At 73.6% G+C, this 23221-nt stretch carries 15 protein-coding genes; 3 read left to right on the forward strand and 12 right to left on the reverse strand.

Going from position 1 to position 23221, the window contains the following annotated elements:
• Window positions 1-22: 22 nt before the first annotated feature.
• The 4 genes from ACPPVO_RS46425 to ACPPVO_RS46440 all read right to left on the reverse strand — a co-directional run bounded on the left by ACPPVO_RS46425 (window position 23) and on the right by ACPPVO_RS46440 (window position 4702).
• Window positions 23-2185 carry an FxsB family cyclophane-forming radical SAM/SPASM peptide maturase gene (locus tag ACPPVO_RS46425; RefSeq protein WP_426505180.1) on the reverse strand — a complete coding sequence of 721 codons (2163 nt, stop codon included), beginning with the start codon at window positions 2183-2185 and terminating at the stop codon, window positions 23-25.
• A 34-nt stretch (window positions 2186-2219) separates the two neighbouring features.
• On the reverse strand, window positions 2220-2393 hold the full coding sequence (locus ACPPVO_RS46430) for a hypothetical protein (RefSeq protein WP_426505182.1): 174 nt from the start codon (window positions 2391-2393) through the stop codon (window positions 2220-2222).
• A 127-nt stretch (window positions 2394-2520) separates the two neighbouring features.
• Window positions 2521-3012 (reverse strand): hypothetical protein, encoded by a 492-nt coding sequence (locus ACPPVO_RS46435; RefSeq protein ID WP_426505184.1) that lies wholly within the window; start codon window positions 3010-3012, stop codon window positions 2521-2523.
• Window positions 3013-3034: 22 nt separating this feature from the next.
• Complete coding sequence (locus tag ACPPVO_RS46440) at window positions 3035-4702, reverse strand: RyR domain-containing protein (protein WP_426505185.1); 1668 nt, start codon at window positions 4700-4702, stop codon at window positions 3035-3037.
• Window positions 4703-4862: 160 nt separating this feature from the next.
• Here ACPPVO_RS46440 and ACPPVO_RS46445 point away from each other — a divergent pair, with 160 nt between their 5' ends.
• The 3 genes from ACPPVO_RS46445 to ACPPVO_RS46455 all read left to right on the forward strand — a co-directional run bounded on the left by ACPPVO_RS46445 (window position 4863) and on the right by ACPPVO_RS46455 (window position 8020).
• On the forward strand, window positions 4863-5978 hold the full coding sequence (locus ACPPVO_RS46445; protein WP_426505186.1) for an FxsB family cyclophane-forming radical SAM/SPASM peptide maturase: 1116 nt from the start codon (window positions 4863-4865) through the stop codon (window positions 5976-5978).
• Window positions 5975-7726, forward strand: a complete 1752-nt coding sequence (locus ACPPVO_RS46450; RefSeq protein ID WP_426505188.1) for an HEXXH motif domain-containing protein — start codon at window positions 5975-5977, stop codon at window positions 7724-7726. The genes ACPPVO_RS46445 and ACPPVO_RS46450 overlap by 4 nt, the downstream gene beginning before the upstream one ends.
• Before the next feature lie 96 nt (window positions 7727-7822).
• Entirely contained in the window at window positions 7823-8020 is a 198-nt protein-coding gene (locus ACPPVO_RS46455) for a hypothetical protein (protein ID WP_426505189.1), read from the forward strand.
• A gap of 29 nt (window positions 8021-8049) precedes the next feature.
• Here ACPPVO_RS46455 and fxsT read toward each other — a convergent pair whose 3' ends face one another.
• From fxsT to ACPPVO_RS46495, 8 genes are all read right to left on the reverse strand, one after another.
• On the reverse strand, window positions 8050-11997 hold the full coding sequence (fxsT, locus tag ACPPVO_RS46460; protein ID WP_426505190.1) for an FxSxx-COOH system tetratricopeptide repeat protein: 3948 nt from the start codon (window positions 11995-11997) through the stop codon (window positions 8050-8052).
• Window positions 11998-12574: 577 nt separating this feature from the next.
• Complete coding sequence (locus tag ACPPVO_RS46465) at window positions 12575-13777, reverse strand: ROK family protein (RefSeq protein ID WP_426505192.1); 1203 nt, start codon at window positions 13775-13777, stop codon at window positions 12575-12577.
• Window positions 13778-14233: 456 nt separating this feature from the next.
• Window positions 14234-17794 (reverse strand): choice-of-anchor D domain-containing protein, encoded by a 3561-nt coding sequence (locus ACPPVO_RS46470; RefSeq protein WP_426505193.1) that lies wholly within the window; start codon window positions 17792-17794, stop codon window positions 14234-14236.
• A 175-nt stretch (window positions 17795-17969) separates the two neighbouring features.
• The gene (locus ACPPVO_RS46475) at window positions 17970-18635 is read right to left on the reverse strand and encodes a response regulator (protein ID WP_426505195.1); all 666 of its coding nucleotides are present in this window, start codon (window positions 18633-18635) and stop codon (window positions 17970-17972) included.
• The gene (locus ACPPVO_RS46480; protein WP_426505196.1) at window positions 18632-19726 is read right to left on the reverse strand and encodes a sensor histidine kinase; all 1095 of its coding nucleotides are present in this window, start codon (window positions 19724-19726) and stop codon (window positions 18632-18634) included. The genes ACPPVO_RS46475 and ACPPVO_RS46480 overlap by 4 nt, the downstream gene beginning before the upstream one ends.
• Window positions 19727-19736: 10 nt before the next feature.
• Window positions 19737-22151 carry an FtsX-like permease family protein gene (locus tag ACPPVO_RS46485; protein ID WP_426505197.1) on the reverse strand — a complete coding sequence of 805 codons (2415 nt, stop codon included), beginning with the start codon at window positions 22149-22151 and terminating at the stop codon, window positions 19737-19739.
• Window position 22152: 1 nt separating this feature from the next.
• Window positions 22153-22893: an ABC transporter ATP-binding protein gene (locus ACPPVO_RS46490; protein ID WP_426505199.1), complete on the reverse strand. Its 741-nt coding sequence runs from the start codon at window positions 22891-22893 to the stop codon at window positions 22153-22155.
• Window positions 22894-22949: 56 nt separating this feature from the next.
• Window positions 22950-23078 (reverse strand): hypothetical protein, encoded by a 129-nt coding sequence (locus ACPPVO_RS46495; RefSeq protein WP_426505201.1) that lies wholly within the window; start codon window positions 23076-23078, stop codon window positions 22950-22952.
• Window positions 23079-23221: the final 143 nt, after the last annotated feature.

Genomic DNA, 23221 nt, shown 5'->3' on the forward strand with positions numbered 1-23221 from the left:
CCCGCCCCCAACGCCCATCGTCTCACCAGCCGGCCAGCGTGGCGCGCAGGCGCTCGACGAACCGCACGCCGCCGGCGGTGAGGCCGCCGCCCGTGAGCAGCTGCTCGACGGTCCGCCCGACCCAGCCGCGGTACCGCTCGAACTGCTCCCGGGCCGCCGGTCCGGATCGGTGCCGCCAGACGTCGGCGACGGCCGCGAAGGCGTAGCAGCCGTGCAGCGCGCCCTCGATCGGGCGCCGGTCCTTGCGCCAGGGCACGGCCACGCGCCGCGGGTCGGCGCGGTCGAACAGGTCGCAGGCGTCCATGACCGCGCCGAGCTTGACGTGCTGCACCTCGTGCACCAGCAGCGTCGCCAGGCTCGGGGCGTCGGGGGCCGGCGCCACCGCGACCGCGCCGAACGCGGAGCGCGCGGTCGCGCTGCGCAGCCCGCCGCCCGGGTCGGGGCGCAGCGGCACGACCACCCTCAGGGCCGCCTCCAGGCCGGGCAGATACTGCGGGATCCGCTCCGCGGCCCACCCCAGCGCGTCGTCGAGCCGCCCCGCCCACGAGCGGGCCTCCGCCGCCGTGAGCCGGCCGGTCACGGGCACGCCGAAGCAGTCGCGGTACGGGTCGACGTCGTCGAGGACCAGCGTCCGGCCGGCCGCGGTCACCTCATGGGGCCGCTGCCAGACCGGATCGCCGGCCACCGCGCCGTGGTCGATGTGCAGCCGCGCCACGGCCGCGCCCGGCTCGGCCGCGACCACCCCGAGCGACGGCAGCACCACGAGGCCCTTGTGCACGGGTACGGTCAGCTCCGCCGTCACGCCGGCCCGGAGCGCCGCCGCGGCGGCCAGGCCCGCGAGTTGCGCCAGCCCGCGCCCGGACCCGCTCGCGTCCGCGGCCCAGGTCCGCACGAACGGGTGGGCGAGCACGGCCCGAACCGCCGCCGGGTGCTCGCGGTCCACCGCGCGCAGGAGCGACCAGGCCGGTGCGGCGAGCGGGTCGCGCTCGGCCCGCGGTCCGAGTGCGGCCAGGTAGGCGCGGACGAACGAGCTGTGGACCAGGGCCAGGCGAACCACGGCGGCGGGCGTGCCGTAGCCGGTGCCGAGGTCGTCCAGCAGAGCCGGGTCGAGCCCGGGCGGGCGCGGCAGCAGCCCGCCGATCAGTGCCTGGAGGTCGGCGCAGTAGGCCGACGGGTTGTCGAAGTGGCCGTCGCCGTAACGGTGGGCGAAGTGGCCGCCGCCGCAGTGCCGCACGACCGGGCAGCTCCGGCAGGTGGCACAGAGCCCGGCGAGTCCGATCTGCCGTACCGCGATCAGCGGGTGACCGGCGACGTCGTCGACGGTGTCGGCGAAGACCGACCGCCCGGTGGCGGGCGCCCCGTCGAACGCGGTCTTCAGCGCGTCGACCTGCTCGAACGAGCCGTCGCTCTCGATGACCACGAGCGCGGCCGGGCTCAGCCCGACCGCTTCGGTGCCGGACATCCCGCCGCCGAGCGTTGTGCGCAGCGAGTCGAGCAGCCGGATCCCGACCGGCCGCCCGGTCTCGACCCAGCGCCGGTGTACCGCGAGCAGCCACTGTGCGTACGGCGTCGCCCCGCCCCCCGGCCGCGAGGGCGGACGATCCCAGTTGGCGTGCGGCAGGAGGAAGTCCACGGCGGGCGGCTGCTCGCGCACGAGCGCGTCGTACACCGCGACGGGGTCGTTGGCCAGGTCCACCGTGCACAGCAGGCCGGCGTAGGCGGCGCGGTACTCCGGCCGGCGCAGCATCTCCAGGGCCCGGCGCACCTCGGCGTGGCTGCCCCGCCCGTCGGCCCGGCGCCGGTGCCGGTCGTGCGCGGCGGCGTCGCCGTCCAGCGAGACGCCGACCCGGACGCCCTGCTCGACGAACAGGTCGCACAGATCCTCGGTGAGCAGCACGCCGTTGGTCTGCAGGCCGAGCTCGAGACGGTCGCCGAGCGCCGCCCGCAGCCGCTCGACGATGTCCCGCAGCCGGGCGGGCCCGGCCAGCAGCGGCTCCCCGCCGTGCAGGATGACGCGCACCCGGGCCAGCCGGTGCCGCTCCGCGTGCTCGGCGATCCGCTCCGCCGCGGCGGCCACGGTCGACGGCGCGATGAAGTGCGGCCGGTGCCGCCAGCTCTGGTCGACACTCTCGTAGACGTAGCAGTAGTCGCACGCCAGGTCGCAACGAGCGGCGACCTTCAGCACATACTGGCTGATCGCACCGCCGTCCCTGGCCGGTTCAGAGTGCGGAGCCGAATCGGGCGACGTCAACGGTGGCCATGTCGTCCGGCAGGCGGTTCAGGCTGCGAATCAGGTTGTCGGCCAGCTCGACCGGGATCTCACCGAGCGGCGTGGCTTGCAAGGCGTCGATCGGAGCGCCGGTTCGCTCCGCCGGGTTCGCGTCGCTCTGCACTTGTGTTCCCCCCAGTTGCCGCATGTGATCGGTTGTCCGGGCGAAGACAACCTTCGATCAGCATAGGAAAGACGCGCCGTAATGTCACCGGTACGCGGTGTCTTCGTTCGGCCGGACCGGCCGGGGATCAGGCGCGCTCGGCGCCCGCGGGCCAGACCACGGTCATCGGCAGGTCACGGTCCCGCGCAAGGGTGATCACGTCGGAGGTGCCGCCCGGGTCGTCGCGCTCGTGACCGTCCCACACCGCGAGCAGGTGGTCGACCCGGTCGAGCATGATCCGATTCGCGGCGACGTAGGCCCGCACCCCGGAGCGGGACTCACCGGTGGACAGGACCGCCCGCGCGCCGGCCACGAGCGCATCGAAGGCGCGGCGGCGCGCGGGTGTCACGGCCACGCGGCGGTAGTCGGGCGCGGGCAGGACGACCTCGTAGGAGCCGCCGATCTCGCGGACCGCGCGGGCGAAGAGCTGATCGGCACCATCGGCCAGGCAGGTCACGCCGATGATCTCGGTGTCGGGGCAGGACTCATGGAATGCGCGCAGCTGCCGTACGAGCGCGATATAGATCACTTGCGCGGCGCCGTCGGTGAGATTGGTGTGGCCGGTGATCCCGATCCGCATGGTTTCTCCCCTTCAGTTGCCGCTACGCTGCGACCCCGATCGGCTCGTTGAGCCGCACGATAGTAAAGCCCTCGTCGGCCAGCATGTCGGACATCGAGCGAACCGCGTCGCGCGCCTTTTCGCGACTGCCCTCGCCGAGCTGCGCCCAGCCCACCAGATCGGGGTGGCGGCGCCGGCCGTCGTCCCGCCGGCCGGGCCGCCAGCCGTGGCGTTCGCGCTCCTCGCACCAGCGCTCGTGCTCGAGCTCGGCCAGGCGCTCGATCTCGTCCTCGGTGATCACCGCGTCCTCGCCGTTACGCACCGCGATGACACACTGCAGGACCTGCATCTTGGCTGCGATCCCCTGCACCTGGGCCCGGTTGGCGTTGCGCATCGACTCCGAGAGCTGGTCCCACTCGACGCCGCTGGCGGGGCTTCCGTGACCTCCGTTCACGGTGAGGTACCGCCGATGGAACTGCTTGGCCAGGCGCTCGGTGAGATCGTCGGTGATCAGGGGCGCGTCACACGCGCGGGTGAGGATGGGGTACACCTGCAGCCGCCCGCCGACCTCGTCGAGAAGGTCGTTGTGCTCCCCGCCGTGGAACGCGTCCGCCAGGGCGGCGCTCTCGTACGTCGCCACGAACACCTTGTCGGTCACGGCGTGCCACAGGTCGGGGCTCTGCAGCGCCATCTCCAGCATCGCCTGCTCGTCGTGGTGACACAGGTAGATGCGGTCGTAGCGCCGCGGGCGGGCGGCCCGCGGCACCCACGTGTCGACCGTCTCGTCGTGGGCCTCGATCTGGCAGACGTGCTCGAGGAACGGGAAGCGGGCGATCAGGTCCGCCTTGATCCGGCGTGCGTCGCGGGCGATCAGGTCGATGCGCAGGCCGTCGCCGGCGCCGCCGAGCGCGCGCCAGTGCCGGGCGGTCTCCACGAGCAGGACGCGCGGGAACGAGCCGTCGCCGGCGATCGCCAGCCGCACCGGCCGATCGGAGCGGCTCAGCGGGTGGTCCTGGTACAGCCGCCGCGCGGCGACATCGTCGACGTGGAAGTAGTCGAGCCGGAAGCGGTTGGTTCCGGCCGCACCGAGGCGCCGCGCCTGCAGCAGCTGACAGGTCGACTGCCGGTGTACCTGCACGTAGATCCACGGCGAGGTGTCGCGCAGCTGCAGTTCCGTGCCGGCCGCGACCGCCACGGCATGGTTGATCTGATCGTCGCCGCCGCACACGTAGAGGTACCGCGCGCGACGCAGCCCGGCCGCGCGCAGTACCGCCGCCGACCGCGCGTCGCCGGACACGCCGAGCATCCGCCGGTGGCGCAGCTCGAGCGGCCCGAACGGGGTGGCGCGCACCTGGACGACGCGCTCCCCCTTGTTGAACAGCTGGCGGGCGAGGGCCTGCGCGAACGGGGTGTCACCGCAGACCACGGCATGCCGGCGGGCGGTGCGCGAGCGGAACCGGCGCACCTCGGTGGCCAGCAGGAGCCGCCCGGTCTCCACGACCGTGGCCAGGGTGAACACGGGGGCGAGGATGCGCGCCGCCTCGAGCGACCACGGAAACGGGCCGCCGTTCTGCAGCGGGTCGGAGCCCAGGACGTACAACTGCAGCACGAAATAGAACACGTCGAGCGGGTGCTCGCCCTGGGCCTCACGGAAGTCGTGCATGCCGATCAGACCGAGCACGAACGCGATGATCCCGATGACCACGAACACGGCTCGGACGATCGTCACGCTGGTGCGGGAGCCACCCCACTCCGGTACAGCCACACGTTCCCCCTCGACCGCCATCCATCGATGGACCTCCAGTGTGCGGTAATCGTCGCGTCACGGACAGGTACCGGAGGTGATCACTTTCCGGTGGGACAATGGCCACGTGGGCCAACCGACGCGTCAGGTGATCCTCAAGATTCACAGTCGATGCAACCTGAGCTGCGACTACTGCTACATGTACGAGAGCATCGACCAGAGCTGGCGCACCCGCCCGACCACGATGAGCCCGGCGACCATCGAGCACGTCGCGCACCGCATCGCCGAGCACGCCCGGGCCCACGACCTGCAGGCGCTCGAGGTGGTCCTGCACGGCGGCGAGCCGCTGCTGGCCGGCCACGAGGGCCTCGCCGCGGCGCTGCGGCGCATCCGGGAGGCGTTCCCGCCGGTCCGCTTCGCCATGCAGTCCAACGGCATCCTGCTCGACGGGCGCTTCCTGGAGCTGTTCCACGAGTACGGGGTCCGCGTCGGGGTGAGCGTCGACGGCGGCCGGGCCGCGACCGACCGGCACCGCCGCTACGCCAACGGCCGCGGCTCGTTCGACCGCGTCGCCGCCGGCATCGAGCTGCTCATGCGCCCCGAGCATGCTCCGGTGTACGGCGGGCTGCTGTGCACCATCGACGTCGACAACGACCCCGGCGAGGTCTTCGACGCCCTGATCGCCTTCCGCCCGCCGCGGGTCGACCTGCTGCTGCCGCACGGCAACTGGACCACCCCGCCGCCGCACCACGACCGGCCCCGGGCCTACGGCGACTGGCTCATCCAGGTCTTCGAGCGCTGGTACGGGCGGCGGCCGGAGCCGACCCGCATCCGGACCTTCGAGTCGATCATCGCCCGCCTGTTCGGGCTCCCGAGCGGCACCGAGACCATCGGCGGCGAGGCGCCCGGCATCGTGACGATCGAGACCGACGGCGCCTACGAGCAGTCCGACGCGCTCAAGACCACCGTCGCCGGCGGCCCCGCCACCGGGCTCGGCGTGGCCGGGCACAGCCTCGACGACGTGCTGGACCACCTGGCCGTCGCGGCGCCCTACGTGCTGTCCGCCGAGTGCCGGGCGTGCCCCGTGGTCGAGGTGTGCGGCGGCGGCCTGCGCGCCCACCGGTACCGCGAGACGAACGGCTTCGACAACCCCTCGGTGTACTGCGCCGACCTGCTGGCCCTCATCAACCACATCGGCGCCCGCGTGCGCGCCGACCTGGCGCAGGCCGCGGCGGGCCGGTGACGACGCAGCGGCTGCGCCTGCGCCCCGAGCAGTTCGCGGGCATCGCCGCCGGGTACGGCGACGCCGGCGCGATGGCCGTGCTCGCGGCCGGGCAGCTGGCCAAGCGCAAGGCCCTGATCGCCATGGTGCTGCGAGCGGCGCGCGGCTCCCGGCACGAGACGCCCATCTCCGGGGCGGCCGAGCTCATCACCCGGGCGGAGGAGGCGGCCGAGCCCGCCGTCGCCGGGGTGCTCGCCCTGCCGCACCTGGACGCGTGGGCGACGCTGTGCCTGCAGCGGCTGGCCGACGGCGACGACGGCGACGACCTCGCCGGGCTGCTCGGGCACCTCAACGCCTACGCGGCCGCGGCGGCGATCGCGGCCGGGCTCTCGTTCGGCCTGACGGTGCCGACGGTCGACGGCGCCGCCGGCATTCCCGGGCTGGGCAGCGCCACCGGGCTCGGACCGGGACCGGCCCGCGTCGTCGGTACCGCGAGCAGCGTGCTCATCACCGGCGCCGGCGGCACCGAGGTGGCGCTGGACGGCCCCGGCTGGCGGCCGCGCCGGACGGTGGTGCTCGACGGCGGCTGGCACCTGGCGATCGAGGACCTCGACCCGTACCGGCACTGCTACGACTGGCGGCCGCTGCCCTACCTGACCGAGGCCCGCGCCCGGCACCTGGAGAAGCTGCTGACCGACGCGTGGCGGCTCATCCGGCGCGACCATCCGGGCCACGCCGAGGGCCTGCGGCACAGCCTGCGCGCGATCGTGCCCCTGGCCACGCCCGAGGGCGGCACGCTGATCAGCGCCGCGTCGCGCCACACGGCCGGGGCGATCGCCGCCTCGATCCCCGACGACGCGGCCGACCTGGCGCTGCTGCTCATCCACGAGTACATGCACGCCAAGCTCGGCGCCCTGCTCGACCTGGTCGACCTGGTCGACCGCCCCGGGCCGGACGCGGCGCCCGGCTTCCACGCCCCGTGGCGGCTCGACCCGCGCCCGGCCCCCGCGCTGCTGCAGGGCGTGTACGCGCACGCCGGCGTCACCGACTTCTGGCGGCGGCGCCGGCACGACCCGGGCGCCGACCAGCGCCGGGCCGCCGCCCAGTTCGCCTATTGGCGCGCGATGAACCGCACCGCCATCGCGGCGCTGCTCGGCAGCGGTCAGCTGACCCCGGCGGGAGACCGGTTCGCGCGGGCGCTGAGCGCCACGCTGGACGGCTGGCAGGACGAGCCGGTCGCGTCCGGCATCGCCGCCCGCACCCGCTGGTACATGACCGCCCAGACCACGCGCTGGCTGCTGCTCAACGCGCACGCGAGCACGGGCGAGATCGAACGCCTCACGGCCCTCATGGACCACGGCACCGCGGCCGGCCCGATCGCCGAGCACGGCGAGATCCGCGCCGGCACGGCCCGTGGCCCGGTCGACGCCCCGGGCCTCCTCGGAGACCTGCGTCGATGGCTCGATCCGGACGCGCCGCCCACCGCCGAGCCGCATCCGGCGGGGCCGCTGCTGCTGTCCGGCGACGCCGCGGGCGCCGAGCACTACTGCCTGACCAGCCTCGATGCCGACCCCGCCGACGACGAGTCCTGGATCGGCCTCGCGGTCGCCCGCACCGTCGCCGGGCGCGCCGACCCGGCCACCCGGCTGCTGCGGCGCCGCCCCGAACTCCTGCGCGCGGCCACGCTGACGTTCTTCGATGCCGGGCACTCAGCGCCGGTCACCGATCTGCTCCGGCGACTTGCCACTGAGCCGACCGCGACGGGCTGACTGTGTAATACTTCCAAGACGGTCTTCCCATTACGGCGCGGCAGTGTTGCCCAGGTATGCGCCCGGAAAATCCGACTCTCCCTCAAGGTGGAAAGCATGTCCCAACCAGACAAGATCGCCACGCCGGACAACGTCCAGGACGGTCTGCTGGACCTTGCCGAGGTGCGGTTGCAGACCCTGCTGTCGGAGTCCGGCGACTCCGCGACAACGACCCTCGACAATGTCATGAAGCGCCTGTTCAACCCGGAGGAGCACGACCGGCTGCCGATCTCGGCCTTCGGCTCCGCGCTGTAGCGACCTCCGTCCACCGCACACGCCGTCGCCTAGGTGGGCGGCGGCGAGATGTCACAGTTGAGGCGCTCACGCCCGTGCCTCAGCACCGCGACGTTGGGGTGGTCGAGGCCGAGCGTCTCTTCGCTTCGCGCGAGCGTGATCGCGAAAAGCTCGGCCGCGCTCGCCTGATCGCCGTCCGCCCGGCGCGTCACCACGAGATTCCAGGCCGCGGCCAGGGTGTCGGGGTTGTCGGACCCGAGCACCTGCGTCAGCGCAAACCATGCGTCCTCATCGATGGCCCGGGCGCCCTTCACGTCCCCGGCATCGAACACGGTGTTTGCGAGATTGATCCGGCTCAGCAGCGTGTAGGGGTGCATTGGGCCCAGCGCCTGCTCGAAGAGTTCGCAGGCCTGCTCGGACAAGGCGCGAGCATGGGCGAGCCGGCCGTTGATCCGGGCGAGGATCGCCACGTTGTTGAGCGCGGCGAGACGGACCGGGTGGCGCTCGTCGAAGAAGCCCTCGTAGCCGGCCAGTACCTGCCGGGCGACGCGCTCGGCCTCCTCGTTGCGGAACTGCGCCGACTCCTCGAACGCGGCGTCCATCAGGCACGACAGGGTGTCCGGATGCCCCTCGCCGTGCAGGTCGCGGTACCGCTGCAGGGTGTCGGTGGTCAGCTGCTGCGCCGCGCGGATGTCGCCGAGCTTGCGCAGGGTCACGGCCATGTTCTTCGCCGCGCGCAGGGTCGCCGGCGCCGAGTCGCCCAGGACCCTCCGGTAGATCTGCAGGGTGCCGTCCAGCAGTTGCCGTGACTCCAGAAAGCGGCCGAGGGCCCGCAGGTCGTGCGCGTAGTTGTTGGCCGCGAGCAACGTGTGGGGATGCTCGTCGCCGAAGTTGCTGCGGCGGCGGGCCAGCGTGTCCTCGTCGTAGGCGGCCGCAGCCCGGAAGTCCCCGACCAGCCGCAGCGACACCGCGAGGTTGTTCGCGGCCAGCAGGGTCTTGTCGTGCTCGTCGCCGAAGGTGCGCTGGGCCCGGGAGTACGTGTCCTCGGCCAGCTCGCGCGCCTCGTCGTAGCGGCCCAGGGCCCGCAGGTCCGCGGCGACCCCGCCCGCGGTCATGACGATGTACGGGTCATCCTGGTCCTCGACCTGCTGCTTGAGCAGCTCCAGGGCCCGGTTGTCGATCTCCAGGGCCCGGTCGTACTCGGCCTGGGAGCGCAGCGCGTTGCCGAGGTGGAAGTCGAGCAGCAGCGTGACCGGGTCCTCGCCGATGCGCGGGTCGCCGCGCCAGATCTCGACCGTCTCCTCGGCCAGCTCCTGGCTGCTGGAGAAGTCCCCCCGGACCCACAGGTACCGCACCACGTCCGCCACGAACAGGCGGACGGCCGGGTCCGGTGAGTGGTGGGCCTGGGAGCCGCGGACGTGGGGCAGCAGACGGGCGTACGCGGGCCAGCTCGCCACCTCGTCGGGGTCGGTGCGCTCGGCGGTGGCCAGCACCCGGTGGACGTGGCGGCGGTTCTCCTCGCGCTCCTCATCGGTGAGGCTGCCCTGGATCACGGCCTGCATGAGCCGGTGGATCTGCATCACCGTGTGACCGGAGTCGACGGAGGCGAGCGCGTATCGGCCTATCCGGCGGATGAGCCGGCCCTGGCGGATCGGGTCGTGCAGCGCCGGGTCGTACTCGAGCAGCGGCTGGGTGAAGGCGGGGGTGTACAGCAGCCGGGTCGGGATCGGCTCGGGCGCGAAGAAGGCACAGATCTCCAGCAGCTTGGCTGCCGCCGGGGACTGCCTGCGCAGCTGGTCGAGCGACAGCCGCAAGGTGGCGGTCGTCGTGCCCTCGTAGCCGACCGGCGGGTTCTCGGCCAGGATGCGCAGCGGTTGCGTGTCGAGCAGCTCGAGGTACCGAGCCACCGGCATTCCCGTCTCCGACAGCCAGGCGGCGGCCTGCTCGATCGCCAGGGGCAGGTCGCCGAGCCGGCTCGCGACGGCCTCGGCGGCCTCGACGGCCAGCCCGGGGAGCCGGCGGGTCAGCAGCGTGACGCTCTCGGCCCGGGTGAACGTGTCGATCTCCACGACCTCCGCGTCCTGCGCCCACTCCTGGTTGCGGGAGGTGAGCAGGACGTGCCCGGAGCCCTGCGGCAGGAGCTCCCGGATCGTCTCGGGCTCGCCGACGTTGTCGAAGATCAGCAGCCAGCGCGGCGAGGGGCGACCCTGGCGCAGCGCCTCGCGGACCATCCGGACGCTCTCGCCGAGGGAGTCGGCCTCCTGCAGGTTGAGCGTCCTGGCGAGCTCGCCCAGCGCCGAGCGGACCTGGGCGACCTGCTCGGCGGAGATCCACCAGACGAGGTCGTAATCGGCGGCGAAGCGGTACGCGTACTCGATCGCCACCTGCGTCTTGCCCACGCCGCCGAGGCCGTAGAGGGCCCGTGGCACGACCACCGTGATGTTGGCCGACAGCCGGTCGCGCAGCCGGTCGAGGGTGTCACGGCGGCCGGTGAAGGCCGCGTTGCGCTGGGGCAGGTTCCAGATCGCCGGCAGGGCGCCCGGAAAGCGGGGACCGGTGCCGACGTCGGTCGCGGCGGACCGGCCGACCGCGTCCGCGGTCGCGCCGACCGCGCCCAGCACCGCCTCGTGGGCGCGATCGCGCGGAAGGCCGGCCAGGTCGACGGGCAGGCGCTCGGTGAACGGCGGTGCGATGCGGGTGCTGTCCAGGCGGATCGGCACCAGCGGGGACAACCCGCCCGCCGTCCGGCCCTCGAACAGGTGCCACAGCGGCACGGCCTGCGGCGAGGAGACATAGTCCTTGGAGAGCAGAACCAGGGTGCGCCCGGCCTCGGCGAGGCTCCGCTCCACCTCGGTCGCGAAGTGCGGACCGGTGACGGAGTCGATGTCCAGCAGGGTCACCCGCATGTCGATGTCGAGCAGCCGCTGCCGGATCCACTCCGCCCACATCCGGTCCACGGCGGTGTAGCTGATGAGCACACCGGACGTGCCGCTCGGCCGCGGCCGCTCGAACCTGCCCAGCCAGTGCCGCCGCTCGCGCTCGTCGATGGCCGGCATCTCGCGCACCGCGCCGTCGGTCAGCACGCCGGCCAGGCGCTCGTAGGCGGCCAGGAGCGAGGTCTCCAGGCGCGGCCGCTCGGCGAAGGTCGCGAGGATCTCCTCGTAGGCGAAGAACGGCTTGTACGGCACCTCGACGTCGCCCCAGTACCGGTTCGCCTCGTCCGCGTTACGGTGCTCCAGGAACGGCTGGAAGCGCCGGCGCGCATGGTCACGGCCGATCTCGAGCTTGACCTGTTCCGCATCCTCCACCCGCATCAGCGCCGGCACGAACCGCAGCGGGCGGCCGAGGCGCTGGTTGCGGATCGACTCGCTCACCGCGACGGCGCCGTCGACGCTCTGGATGCTCAGCGTGAAGCAGTTGACCACGACGTCGGGCAGCAGCACCGTGCACACGCCGGCCGCGTCACTCAGGCCGGTCCGGCTGTCGACGAGCACGTAGTCGTAGTGCTCGCGCATGTTGCGCGCCATGGCGTCGATGAAGGCCGCGCCCGGAAGCCGGTGGTAGAACCTCGGCCAGTCGAAGGTACCGACCGCCGCGGCGTAAGCCTGGTCCTGCCGTCCGGAGGGCAGTAGATCGATGCCGCCCTTGCCCGCGAACCGCCACTCCAGCGATACCGCGCGGTCGAGCACCTGGGCCTGCGCATCGATCCAGCCCTCCTCGCCGGGGCGGTCGGGCTGCAGCGCGGCGGTGACGAATCCGGTGAGCATCTCGATCACGCCCGTGGAGTTGCGCAGCTCCTTGTCGAGCAGGAAGGGGTGGAAGTAGCGGTGCAGGCCGGGCGACTCGAGGTCCCAGTCGACGACCAGCACCCGGTAGCCGTTGCTGGCGAGGATCCAGGCCACGTTCGCCAGCGTCATCGTGCGGCCGCAACCGCCCTTGTACGAATAGAAGGTCACGATCCGGCCGGACGCCGCCGTCGTCTCTTCTGTCGCGGTCATCGTGACTCCTACGGTCCTTCGAGCATAGGACGCGGGGGGTACTCGCCGGGTGGCGGCCGGCCGCCTCGAACGACGGACCGGTGATCACGCTGCGGCGGGACATGACCTCGCCGAGGCGGGCGCTGTTCGCCTGGGTCTGAGCATCGACGGCGCTCATCACGACGAGCATCACCGACACCTGTTCGCGCATGTCGCCGGAGCCGGACCCGGAACCCGGTAGGTGGAAGGCGCTGTCCAGCTGCTCGAAATCCTGCTCGACGCTGGCGCAGCCCGCGCCGGTGGTACCCCACCTCCGCAACGTGACCCGAACCGATCGCGTGACGTTCATTATATAGATCAACATGCCTCGGAACACGCACGCCGGGTTGACATACCGGCGGGAGTGAAGCGCAATCGTCCCGACCGGCGAGGCGTTCGCGGATCAAACTGCAGGGCCCCGACGCCGTCGCCGGTGTTCCGCTTCGCCTCGGCCACGCGCTCGAGGCGGCCCCGTCCGCGGTGAAGTGCACGACGCCGGGGTCGGTGGCCACCGCGGCGGCACCTTGCCGTCGCGCGGCCCGCCCCCGTCGAAGGCCAGCTAGGCCTGGTCGGCGGTGGCGAAGGGCACCGTGTCGATGCCCAGGGCCAGCGCCACCGCGCCCAGGGCGGCCGCCCGCGGCGTCAGTGCGCTCTGCACGACCTCCACCGCGTCCGCCGCGGCGGCGAGGGCGGTCTCGGCCAGGCCGCGCTGCAGCGGGGCGCGCAGCAGGTCGGTCGCGGCGCCCAGTTCGTCGCCGAGCAGTACCCGCTGCGGGTTGATGAGGTTGACGAGGTTGCCCAGGGCGTAGCCCAGCTGCGTGCCCGCGTCGATGATGAGGCGGCGGCAGCCGGGGTCGCCGGCATGCGCGTAGGCGATGAGGCCGCCGAGGTCGTGCAGCTCCGGGTGGCTCTGGCGTGCGTTGGCGAGCAGGGCGCGGCCGCCGACGGCTAGCTCGACGCAGCCGCGGTTGCCGCACCGGCACACCGCGCCGCGCGCGTCCAGGGTTACGTGGCCGAGCTCGCCGGCGGTGCCGGCGGCGCCGCGGTACAGCCGGCCGTCCAGCACTATGCCCGCGCCGATGCCGGTGGCGAGCTTGACGTAGACGAGGTCGGTGCAGCCGCGGCCGGCGCCCCAGACGTACTCGCCGAGGGCGGCCAGGTTCGCGTCGTTGTCCACCCGCACGGGCAGTCCGAGCCGCGCGTTGAGCTCGTCGGCCGGGCGCAGGTCGGCCCAGCCGGGCAGCATCGGCGGCGAGCCGATGCGCCAGTCGCGGGTGATCGGTGCGGGCACGCCGAGGCCGACGCCGACCACGTCGTCGCGGGTGGCTCCGATGTCGCCGAGTGCGGCGTCGATCAGGCCGACGGCTAGCTCGAGGGCGTCGGCCGGGCGGTCGTCGATGTCGAAGTCGGTGCGGGAGCCGCGCTCGGCGATGACCGCGTGGCCGAGGTCGGCGACCGCGACGCGCACGTGGCGGCGGCCGATGTCGGCGCCGACGGCGATGCCGGCGCGGCGGGTCAGCTGCACCACGGAGGCGGGGCGGCCGCCGACGGGGCGGGCGGCGGCGCCGACCTTCTCGCTGACGAGCCCGGCGCCGCCGAGGTCGGTGAGCACGGCCGAGACGGTGGGGCGGGAAAGGCCGCTCAGGGTGACCAGCTCGGCCCGGGTGCGGGGGCCGTACAGGCGCAGCGTTTCGGCGACCCGGCGGGCGGTGCCGCTCAAGCGCCGCCACAGGTCGCGGGGATGCGTCTGCTGCGCCGCCACGGCGCGTAATCCTTCAGGGCCGTCAATAGTTATGTCAAGGGTTCACCGAACCCCGTACCCCGCGAGGACGCCGCACGGGGGCAGCGCGAGGACGCCGCGCGGGGGGCAGCGCGAGGACGCCGCGCGGGGGACGGCGCGAGGACGCCGCGCGGGGGACGGCGCGAGGACGCCGCGCGGGGGACGGCGCGAGGACGCCGCGCGGGGGACGGCGCGAGGACGCCGCGCGGGGGACGGCGCGAGGACGCCGCGCGGGGGACGGCGCGAGGACGCCGCGCGGGGGACGGCGCGAGGACGCCGCGCGGGGGACGGCGCGAGGACGCCGCGCGGGGGACGGCGCGAGGACGCCGCGCGGGGGACGGCGCCGAAGCCGCGGGCGAGCCGCGTGTAAGCCTCATGACGCGAGGCGGCGCCACCGGAGCCCGCAGGCCCCGGTGACGCCGCCCGAAGGGAGAAGCCTCAGACGTTCCACACCTGGAAGGTGGAGAGCTGCCCGGCCGGCCAGCCCGTGTTCGACGTGAAGGTGAGGCGGAAGTACCGCTGCGTGCTCGCCGTGAACGTGATCGTCACGGTGTTGTTGGCGCCCGGCGTGAAGCTGTAGTCCGCCGCCGCCTTGAGCTCCGTGAACGACGAGCCGTTGGTGCTGCCCTGGAGCTGGATGCGCTGGGTGCGCGCGCCCCACCCGGCCGGCAGCTGCAGCACGACCCGCGACGCGCTCTGCGCCGAGCCGAGGTCGACCTGCACCCACTGCGGGAAGGCGTTGTTGGCGCTCTCCCAGTAGGTGCTCTGGTTGTTGTCGACGACGTTGCCCGACGGGTACACGTCGTTGTGGCCGGACTCGGCGGTCGCCTTGCCCGCGGCCAGGTCCGTCGGCGTGGTGCCGCCGGCGCCGGTGCCGCTCAGCGCGACGGTCGTCGGGCTGTTGTTGGCGTTGCTGGTGACCGTGAGCGTGCCGCTGCGGGTGCCCGAGGCCGTCGGGCGGAAGGTCACGCTGACGGAGCACGAGGCGCCGACGGCGATCGAGCCGCAGTTGTTGGTCTGGGCGAAGTCACCCGAGACGCTGACCCCGGAGACCGAGGCCGCCGCGGTGCCGGTGTTCGTGATCGTGACCGACTGCGCGGCGCTGGTGGTGTTGAGCGCCTGCGAGGCGTACGTCAGCGAGGCCGGCGATGCGCTGAGCACGGGCGCGTTGGGCGTGCCGCCACCGCTCGGGTACACCTCGAGCTCCGACAGCTGCGCGGCCGGCCAGCCGGTGTTGGCGGTGACGTTCACCCGCACGTAGCGGACGTTCGTCGCCGGCACCGTGACGGCGACCGTGTTGCCCGAGGCCGGGTTGAAGGTGCGCCCGGCCGAGGCCGACAGGGTGCTGAAGTTGGTGCCGTCGGTGCTGCCGGTGATCGACAGCGTCTGCGTGCGCGTGGCCCACGCGGTGTCCGGCGGCAGCTTCAGCGTGACCTTGCCGATGCTGCTGGTCGCGCCGAGGTCGACCTGCACCCACTGCGGGAAGGCGTTGTTGTTGCTCTCCCAGTAGGTGGCCGCGTTGCCGTCGGTGGCGGTGCTCGGCGCCTGCGTGCCGTTGACCTGGCTGCTGGCGGTGACGGTCTTGTTCAGCGCGATGTTGGTGTCGGTACCGATGCCGGAGCCGGTCAGGCCCACCACGGTCGGGCTGTTGTTGGCGCTGCTGGTGACGGTCAGCGAACCGGTGCGCGAGCCCGAGGCCGTCGGGGTGAACTTGACGGTCACGGTGCAGGACGCGCCCACGGCGATGCTGCTGCCGCAGGTGTTGGTCTGACTGAAGTCACCGGAGGTCGCGATGCCGGAGACGGTGGCCGCCGTGGTGCCCGAGTTGTTGAGGGTGACGGCCTGGGTGGCCGCGGAGGTGCCCACGACGGTACCGCCGAAGCTCAGGCTGCCCGGGTTGGCGTTCACGATCGGGCCGGGGGCGACACCGGTGCCGGACAGGGGCACGGTGTTGGTGATGCCCGAGGCGGTGACGGTGAGGGTACCGGTGCGCGAGCCCGCCGCCGTCGGGTGGAACGTGACGCTCACGGTGCAGGACGCGCCGGCGGCGATGCTGCTGCCGCAGTTGTTGGTCTGGGCGAAGTCGCCGCTGACCGCGATGGTGCCGACCGGGGCCGCGCCGCTGCCGGAGTTGGTGACCGTGACCGCCTGGGCGGCGCTGGTCGAGCCGGTGACGAACGAGCCGAAGCCGACCGCGGCCGGGCTGATGTTGATGCTCGAGCCGTTGTCGGGCAGGTACGGCGGGAAGGTCGGGTTCTGCAGGTTCGAGCACGCGGTGGTGGACAGGCCGCTGTTGCCGCCGCCGTCGGTGAGCGTGAAGCCGACGCCGCAGTTGTAGATCGCGGCCGGGGCCTGCACGCCGGTGGCGGTGGAGTTGCTGATCGTCGCGGCCCCGCCGACCTGCTCCTGGATCGCCCAGGTGCCGGTGTTCTGGATGGTCGCGTTGTTGATCTTCACGTTGGAGATGTTCGAGCCGGAGACGAACTGGATGGCCTCGAACGGGCTCTGCTGGATCAGGATGTTGTCGACGTTGGTCAGGCCGTTCATCACGCCGTCGCGGGCGTCGAACCACAGCGCGCCGACGCCGAACTGCCAGTTCGGGTCGAGGCTGCCGGAGCGGATGATCGTGTTGCGCAGCACGTCGGTGCGGCCCAGCGTCGTGGAGGCGAAGCGCTGCGCGACGTGGATGCCGCCGCCCTGGGTGAGGCCGGCGTCGACGACCCGGTTGTCGGTCACGAAGTTGTCGTGGCCGCCGTAGATCGCGATGCCGTTGGCCAGGATCGGGTACTGCACCGTGTTGTGGTCGAACGAGTCGTTCGCGTCGGCGTTCTGCTCGGCCCAGGTGGCCAGGCCGTCGTCGCCGGCGTTGCGCACGTCGCTGTTGGTGACCCGCGAGTTGGTGACGCCGTTGTGGAAGTTCACGCCGTCGGCGGTGAAGTTGCGCAGCCGCAGCCCGCTCATCACCAGATTGTCGAACGGCCCGTCCATCCAGGCGCCGACCTTGGTGTGCTCGATCCAGACCCGGTCGACGGTGGAGTTGCTCATCGCCCCGCCGATGCCGTTGACCTGGTCGGAGTCGTTGCGCTCCTGGACGTTGCCGAAGATGGCGAAGTCCGACAGGTGCACGTTGCTGCTCGGCGTCGGCGCGTAGTTGCCGTAGAAGCCGATGCGGTCACCGGTGGTGCGCGAGCGCCACATGCCGGCGCCCTTGATGGTGATGTTGTTGACCGCGACGTGGCCGAGGATCTTGAACGTGCCCTCGGGGATCCACACGGTGCCGCCGGCCCCGGCCGAGGCGATCGCCGAGTTCATCGCGGCGGTCGAGTCCTGCACGCCGGTCGGGTCGGCTCCCTTGCTGGTGATCGAGACCGAGCCCGACGGCTGGGCCAGCGCCGCGCCGACGTTCTCGAAGTCGGCGAAGTCGACGGTGTACGACGACGCGGTCGAGTCGGAGTCGACCTGCAGCTTGAACTTCGTCCCGGCCGGGTAGGTGGTCGGGAACAGCCGGTTGACCTCGTCGTAGAAGTGGTGCGGGTTGCTGCCCGGCTGGTTGCTGAACGGGTAGCTGCTGTAGTACCAGCTGTACGCGTTCGTCAGCGTGAAGTTCGTGCTGCGCGTGCCGTTGATGTACAGCGACAGCGGCGCCGTGTAGACCGAGCCGCCCGCGGTGTCCGGGATGCTGTAGCGGAACACGAGCGAGTTCGTCGCCACCGGGGTGGTGAACTCGACGTACTTGCCCTGGCCCTGCAGCGTGACGGCCTTGCGGTACGAGGCCTCCGCCGGCAGCGTGTTGTAAGCCGCGCTGGGGCCGATGACGGTGCCGTTGGTCGAGGCGTTCTCGGCCTGTACCTCGACGTAGGGCAGGGTCGCGCCCACGCCGCCGGTCGCGGCCGCGAGGGCCGGGGTCGCGACGTAGACGGCCGCGCCGGCGGCGGCCAGGGCGGCGCCGGCGACGAGGGCCGCGGTCCGCGCCCTGGGCCTCAATCTGGGAATGCGCATGGGGGTGCCAACTTTCGACGGGCGGGCGCACGGTCGGACCCCCGGTTGGCGGCGGCGGGGGCCTTTACTCAGTGCGCTGAACGGGGGATGCACCGGTCGGCGGTTTGGTCGGTGCAAGAGGGACGGTAACGCCAGCGACACGAGCGCGCAATATCTAGACTCATCTTCGCAAGACTCAGACCGATGGACGCACCAATCCGGTCTCGTAGGCGAGCACCACGAGCTGAACCCGGTCCCGCAGCCCCAGCTTGGTCAGCACCCGCCCGACGTGGGTCTTGACCGTCGTCTCGGCGACGCGCAGCCGTTCGCCGATCTCCGCGTTCGACAGCCCCTCCGCGACCAGCAGCAGCACCTGCCGCTCCCGGTCGGTGAGCAGGTCGAGCCGGCCGGTCCCGGCCGGGGCCCGGGCTGGCGCCGGGGCGGGCACCACGAACCGGTCCAGCAGGCGCCGGGTCACGCTGGGCGCCACGACGGCGTCGCCGGCCGCGACCACCCGGATCGCGGCGAGCAGGTCGGCCGGGGGCGCGTTCTTGAGCAGGAACCCGCTCGCCCCGGCCTGCAGCGCGGCGAAGGCGTCCTCGTCGGTGTCGAAGGTGGTAAGCACCAGTACCCGGGGCGCGTCCGGGCGGGCGGCGAGCCGGGCGGTCGCGGCGACCCCGTCCATCACCGGCATGCGGATGTCCATGACCACCACGTCGGCCGAGGTGTCCCGCAGGAGCCGCAGCGCCTCCGCCCCGTCGCCGGCCTCCCCCACGACGGTCATGTCGGGCTGGGCGGACAGGATCATCCGGAACCCGGCCCGGACGAGGTCCTGGTCGTCGACGACGAAGAGCCGGATCATCCGGACACCGGGATCGAGGCCCGCACCTGCCACCCGCCCTCGTCGAGCGGCCCGGCCGCGAACGTCCCGCCGTGCATGGCCACCCGCTCCCGCATCCCCACCAGCCCGTGCCCGGGCTCGCCGGCCGGCGCGGGCCCGCGGCCGTCGTCGGTGGCCGTGATCGTCAGCCGGCCGCCGGCGCGCTCCAGCCGTACCGTCAGCGTCGCCCCGGCGCCCGCGTGCCGCAGCGTGTTCGTCATCGACTCCTGCACGATCCGGTACGCGGTCAGCTCCTCGGCCGCCCCGAGCGGCCCCGCCGCGCCGAGCACGCGCAGCGGCAGCCCGGAGGCGGCCGCGAGCTCGGCCACGTCGGCGAGGCCCACCCGGCGCCGATCGTCCGCGGAGGGCCCGCGCAGCACCGACAGCACCCGGCGCATGTCGGTGAGCGCGTCCCGGCCGGTGGCCGCGATGGTGTCGAGGGCCTGCCGCGCCTGCGTCGCCGCGGGATCGAGGGTGTACGCCGCGCCGTCCGCCTGCACGATCATGACGCTCAGGCTGTGGGCGACGACGTCGTGCAGCTCCCGCGCGATGGCGGCCCGCTCGTCGGCGGCGGTGAGCCGGGCGAGATGGTCGCGCTCGCGCTCCAGGGTCGCGGTCCGCTCCTCGAGGGAGGCCACGTAGAGCCGGCGGGTGCGCACCGAGAAGGCGGTCACCCAGGCGGCGACGGTGATCGCGCCGAGCACGGCGAACACCGTCCAGAAGTTGCCGCCGTTGCGCCGCTCGGTCGCGGCGGCCAGCACGACCCCGACCCCCGCGCCCGCGCCGGCCACGACGCCCCAGAACAGCCTTGGCTGGTACTTCACCACGGAGTACATCGCGATGAGCGCGGCGATGTCGACCATCCGCACGGCCGGGCGCACCGCCAGCTGCGCGAGGGCGAGCCCGCAGACCACCACGGCCACCGGCACCGGGTAGGCGCGCCGGAACAGCAGCGCGAGCGCCATCGCGGCCAGGATCGCGGCGACGGCGGGCGGTCGGGCGAGATCGCGCTCAAGGTACAGCAGCGCCAGCACGCACGCCGTGACCCCGATGTCGAACAGTCTCGCCCTCACGTCCCCTAGGTTAGGCACGGGCGGCGCGCCGGGCGGGCAGGACCGCGGCGAGCACGGCCGCGGCGGCCGCGAGGCCCACGAACCCGGCCAGCTGGCCCACGGGCACGCTCAGCAGCGGCTGTACCGCCCCGAAGGCCGCCTTCGCCGTGAGCCACCCGTACAGCGCCCCGAACGCCACCCCGCCGAGCGCCCCGGCCAGGGCCATGAGCAGCGCCTCGGTCAGCAGCGTGGCGCGCAGCTGCCCGCGGGTCAGGCCCAGCGCCCGCACCAGCCACGACTCCCGGGCCCGCTCCAGCACCGACAGCGACAGCGTGTTGCCGATCCCGATGACCGCGATGACCAGCGCGAAGGCGAGCAGGGCGGCGATGATCGCGACCATCTGGCGGATCTCGGCGTTGCGCTCGTCGCGGACCTCGGCCAGGTCCGCCACCTGCACCAGCGGGTGGGCGGCGAGGGTGTCGTCGAGGCGCTGCCGGGCGGCCGCCGCGGACTGCCCGGGGGCGGCCTTGACCAGCACGAGCGCGTCGTCGTGGACGCCGGGGAACAGCGCGGCGAAGTCGGCGTACGACACCACCACGTCGCCGACGAGGCTGGAGCTCTGCGCGACCGCGGCGACGGTCACGGTGAGCCGGCGGTCCCCGGCGACGAGGTCGAGCCGCTCCCCGGCGGTGGCGTGGACCTCGCCGGCGGCGGCCACGACGGCGGTACCCGGGCCGAGCCCCGCGGCGAGGGCGTACGCCTGCGGGTCGACGGTGCCGACCAGCACGTCGCCGGCCTGGCCCTGGCGCACCGGCGCGACGACCGGGAAGCCGGCCGCGCGCACCTCGCCCGCGACCGCGGCCGGCACCAGGTCGCCCGGTACCGACGGGGTGAGCAGGTAGTCGACCGGGAACGCCCGGTTCAGCTGGGCGTCGGCGGTCCGGTTGGCGGTGGCGGCGACGGTCCCGCCGCCGGCCATCAGCGCGACGCCGATGAGCAGGGTCGCCGTCGTGGCCGCGGTCCGCCCCGGGTGGCGGGCCGCGTTGGCCGCCGCCATTTTCGCCGGTACCCCGAACAGCCGCCCCGGCAGCCACCCGAGCGCCCGCACGACCGGCCCGACGAGGCGGGGCATGAGCAGCAGCAGGGCCGCGAAGTTGCCGATGCCGCCGAGCATCACCAGCACCATGGCCCCGAGCACCCCGCCGGTGCCGCGCAGCCCGGCGGCGGTGAGCGCGGTGCCGCCCAGCGCGGCGAGCCCGGCCAGCACCAGCGTGGTACGCCGGAATGCTCCGGACTCCGGCACCGCGGCCCGCAGCGCCGCCATCGGCCGGACCCGCGCCGCCCGCAGGGCCGGGGCGACCGCGGCGCCGACGGTGACCAGCAGGCCGAGGGCCGTCCCGGCCAGCAGCGGCGGCGCGGTCAGCACCACGCCGCCGGCCGGCAGCCCGAGCAGCGGGGAGAGCCGGGACAGGGTCAGCGCGACGAGCACGCCGAGCGCGGTGCCGAGCACCGCGCCGGCAACGCCGACGAGCGCCGCCTCGGCAAGCACGAGCCGGAACACCTGCCCGCGCCCGGCCCCGACGCAGCGCAGCAACGCGGTCTCGCGCAGCCGCTGGGCCATGAGGATGGTGAACGTGTTGACGATGACGAAGCCGGCGACGAGCACGGCCACGAGCGCGAACAGGCCCAGGCCCACGAGCAGCCCGCCGAGCTGCCCGGAGGCGGCCTTGGCCAGGTCGTCGCGCAGCTGCCGGCCGGTGCGCGCCCGCGCGTCGGAACCGGCACCGAGCCGGTCGCGCACCGCGTTCGCGTCGGCGCCCGGCCGCAGCGCGGCGACCACCTCGCGGTAGCCGGTGGCGCCGGTCAGCCGGGTCAGCTCGGCGTCGGTGACGACCACGGTGGAGGTGCGCCCGCCGCGGAAGCCGGTGACGTCGACGAGGCCGACCACGCGCAGCCGCTGCCGCCCCTCCCCCGCGTCGATCACGGTGATCTCGTCGCCGGCCGCGACGCCGATGCGCCCGGCGGTCCGCGCGTCGAGCGCCGCCTCGCCGGCCACCTCCGGCCGCCGTCCACTGTGGACGTCGTACGGCCGCAGCCGCGCGACGGTGCCGGCGTTGACGCCGTAGCCGGGCTCGCCGAGGTCGGTCACGAGCCGGCCCCGCCGGTCCAGCAGCGGCAGCCGCTCGGCCCGGCGCCCGTCGGCCGCGGCCACGCCGGCGTCGGCCCGCGCACGGTCCAGAGTGGACGGTTCCAGCCGGGCGTCGCCGCGGGCGGTGACGGCGGCCCCCACGTCGCGGGCGGAGCGGGCGTACTCGTCGTAGAGCGCGGCCTGAGCCGTGTCGCGGTAGATGAGCGTCCCGGCGACGAAGGCCACCGCGAGTACCACGGCGACGAGGGTGGGTACGAGGCGCCGGACCCGCAGCCCGGCGATCGCGGTGCGCAGCACGTCAGCCCCCCAGCCGGCGCAGCCCGGCGAGGACCGAGTCCGCGTCGGGCCGGTGGATCTCGTCGACGATCCGCCCGTCGGCGAGCAGCACCGCCCGGTCGGCGTGCCCGGCCGCGACCGGGTCGTGGGTCACCATGACGATCGTCTGGCCCAGCTCCCGCACGCTGCGGCGCAGGAACTCCAGCAGCCCGGCCCCGGTGCGCGAGTCGAGGTTGCCGGTCGGCTCGTCGGCGAAGACGACGTCGGGCCGGCTCAGCAGCGCCCGCGCGCACGCCACCCGCTGCTGCTGGCCGCCGGAGAGCTCGTCGGGCCGGTGCCGGAGCCGGTCGGCGAGGCCGAGCGTGGTCACGAGCTCGCGCAGCCAGCCCGGGTCGGGCTTGCGGCCCGCGAGGTCGAGCGGCAGCGTGATGTTCTGCTCCGCGGTGAGCGTCGGCAGCAGGTTGAACGACTGGAACACGAACCCGACCCGCTCGCGCCGCAGCCGGCTGAGCGCCCGGTCGGACAGCCCGGTGATCTCGGTGCCGCCGATGCGCACCGAGCCGCCGTCGACGGCGTCGAGCCCGGCGAGGCAGTGCATGAGCGTCGACTTGCCGGAGCCGGACGGCCCCATCACGGCGGTGAACTCCCCGGCCGCGAACTCGACCCCGACCCCGTCGAGCGCCCGCACGGCGGTGTCGCCGCGCCCGTACACCTTCACCACATCGGCGGCCCGGACGGCCGCGGTACCACTGCTACTCGTCACGATCGGTGACGCTAGGCGCGCCGCGGGCCCGCGTCGTCCGCGCGAGGTCGTACTACCTAAGCAGTACGCGCGATCGTCTCGGCGACGGCGGACGGCGACGGCATCGCGGCGATCTCGGCCGCCAGCTCCGCGGCCCGCACGTGGTAGCCGTCGTCCGACAGCAGCTTGGCGGCCTCGATGCGCACGGCCTCCGCGCAGCGCTAGGGGAACGGCACGACCCGGGCGGCGCCGGCCGCGGTGAGGCGCTCGGCGATCGCGAACTGGTCGCACATCTGCGGCTACGTATTGACTAGACCTACGACCGCAGCCCGGCCAGGCTTGGTCGAGG

The organism is Dactylosporangium sp. McL0621 (assembly GCF_049995355.1).
Taxonomy (GTDB): domain Bacteria; phylum Actinomycetota; class Actinomycetes; order Mycobacteriales; family Micromonosporaceae; genus Dactylosporangium.